The 2560-nt window shown below is 57.7% G+C and carries 2 rRNA genes (1 of these 2 cut by a window edge); both read right to left on the bottom strand.

From position 1 onward, the window contains the following. Positions 1-632, bottom strand: a 23S ribosomal RNA gene (locus ACFWM2_RS40385) (it extends 1928 nt beyond the left edge of the window). A gap of 318 nt (positions 633-950) precedes the next feature. Further along, a 16S ribosomal RNA gene (locus tag ACFWM2_RS40380) occupies positions 951-2478 on the bottom strand. The 16S and 23S rRNA genes sit together here, the layout of an rRNA operon. Positions 2479-2560: the final 82 nt, after the last annotated feature.

The raw sequence follows: 2560 nt of genomic DNA, 5'->3' as shown, positions 1-2560 counted from the left end.
TCCGACGCTCCCACGGCTTGTAGGCACACGGTTTCAGGTACTATTTCACTCCGCTCCCGCGGTACTTTTCACCATTCCCTCACGGTACTATCCGCTATCGGTCACCAGGGAATATTTAGGCTTAGCGGGTGGTCCCGCCAGATTCACACGGGATTTCTCGGGCCCCGTGCTACTTGGGTGTTTCTCAAACGAGCCGTTGATGTTTCGACTACGGGGGTCTTACCCTCTACGCCGGACCTTTCGCATGTCCTTCGCCTACATCAACGGTTTCTGACTCGTCTCACGATCGGCAGACCGTGAAAGAGAAATCCCACAACCCCACATACGCAACCCCTGCCGGGTCTCACACGTATATGGTTTAGCCTCATCCAGTTTCGCTCGCCACTACTCCCGGAATCACGGTTGTTTTCTCTTCCTGCGGGTACTGAGATGTTTCACTTCCCCGCGTTCCCTCCACACTGCCTATGTGTTCAGCAGTGGGTGACAGCCCATGACGACTGCCGGGTTTCCCCATTCGGAAACCCCCGGATCAAAGCCTGGTTGACGACTCCCCGGGGACTATCGTGGCCTCCCACGTCCTTCATCGGTTCCTGGTGCCAAGGCATCCACCGTGCGCCCTTAAAAACTTGGCCACAGATGCTCGCGTCCACTGTGCAGTTCTCAAACAACGACCAACCACCCATCACCCCGAACCAGTAGTTCGAGTGCACTGGGGCCGGCACTGAAGGCAGCCTCTCGGCCGTACCTTCAGACACCCAACAGCGTGCCCAACCAACTCCCGTCCAGAGATCATGCGTTCCACACTCTTACGAGCAGTACTAACAGCCTCCGACCCAAGAACCGGCCGAATAATCAACGTTCCACCCTTGAGCAACCAGCATCGAACATTCGCCGATGTACTGGCCTCTGACCGAGTTCCCCGAAGGTTGTCGGTAAGAAGTGCTCCTTAGAAAGGAGGTGATCCAGCCGCACCTTCCGGTACGGCTACCTTGTTACGACTTCGTCCCAATCGCCAGTCCCACCTTCGACAGCTCCCTCCCCACAAGGGGGTTGGGCCACCGGCTTCGGGTGTTACCGACTTTCGTGACGTGACGGGCGGTGTGTACAAGGCCCGGGAACGTATTCACCGCAGCAATGCTGATCTGCGATTACTAGCAACTCCGACTTCATGGGGTCGAGTTGCAGACCCCAATCCGAACTGAGACAGGCTTTTTGAGATTCGCTCCGCCTCGCGGCTTCGCAGCTCATTGTACCTGCCATTGTAGCACGTGTGCAGCCCAAGACATAAGGGGCATGATGACTTGACGTCGTCCCCACCTTCCTCCGAGTTGACCCCGGCAGTCTCCTGTGAGTCCCCATCACCCCGAAGGGCATGCTGGCAACACAGAACAAGGGTTGCGCTCGTTGCGGGACTTAACCCAACATCTCACGACACGAGCTGACGACAGCCATGCACCACCTGTCACCCGACCACAAGGGGGGCCGTATCTCTACGGCTTTCCGGGCGATGTCAAGCCTTGGTAAGGTTCTTCGCGTTGCGTCGAATTAAGCCACATGCTCCGCTGCTTGTGCGGGCCCCCGTCAATTCCTTTGAGTTTTAGCCTTGCGGCCGTACTCCCCAGGCGGGGAACTTAATGCGTTAGCTGCGGCACCGACGACGTGGAATGTCGCCAACACCTAGTTCCCACCGTTTACGGCGTGGACTACCAGGGTATCTAATCCTGTTCGCTCCCCACGCTTTCGCTCCTCAGCGTCAGTAATGGCCCAGAGATCCGCCTTCGCCACCGGTGTTCCTCCTGATATCTGCGCATTTCACCGCTACACCAGGAATTCCGATCTCCCCTACCACACTCTAGTCTGCCCGTATCGAATGCAGACCCGGGGTTAAGCCCCGGGCTTTCACATCCGACGTGACAGACCGCCTACGAGCTCTTTACGCCCAATAATTCCGGACAACGCTTGCGCCCTACGTATTACCGCGGCTGCTGGCACGTAGTTAGCCGGCGCTTCTTCTGCAGGTACCGTCACTTTCGCTTCTTCCCTGCTGAAAGAGGTTTACAACCCGAAGGCCGTCATCCCTCACGCGGCGTCGCTGCATCAGGCTTTCGCCCATTGTGCAATATTCCCCACTGCTGCCTCCCGTAGGAGTCTGGGCCGTGTCTCAGTCCCAGTGTGGCCGGTCGCCCTCTCAGGCCGGCTACCCGTCGTCGCCTTGGTGAGCCACTACCTCACCAACAAGCTGATAGGCCGCGGGCTCATCCTTCACCGCCGGAGCTTTTAACCCCTCCAGATGCCTGAAGGAGTGTTATCCGGTATTAGACCCCGTTTCCAGGGCTTGTCCCAGAGTGAAGGGCAGATTGCCCACGTGTTACTCACCCGTTCGCCACTAATCCCCACCGAAGTGGTTCATCGTTCGACTTGCATGTGTTAAGCACGCCGCCAGCGTTCGTCCTGAGCCAGGATCAAACTCTCCGTGAATGTTGTCCCGTAATCGGGAAACCATCACGAGAGCGGAACCCCCCGAGGAATAATCGGGAGATTCACAGCGTCCTCGCTGATG

Source organism: Streptomyces sp. NPDC058371 (assembly GCF_042723265.1).
Taxonomy (GTDB): domain Bacteria; phylum Actinomycetota; class Actinomycetes; order Streptomycetales; family Streptomycetaceae; genus Streptomyces.
This window is presented reverse-complemented; position numbering and strand designations above follow the sequence as displayed.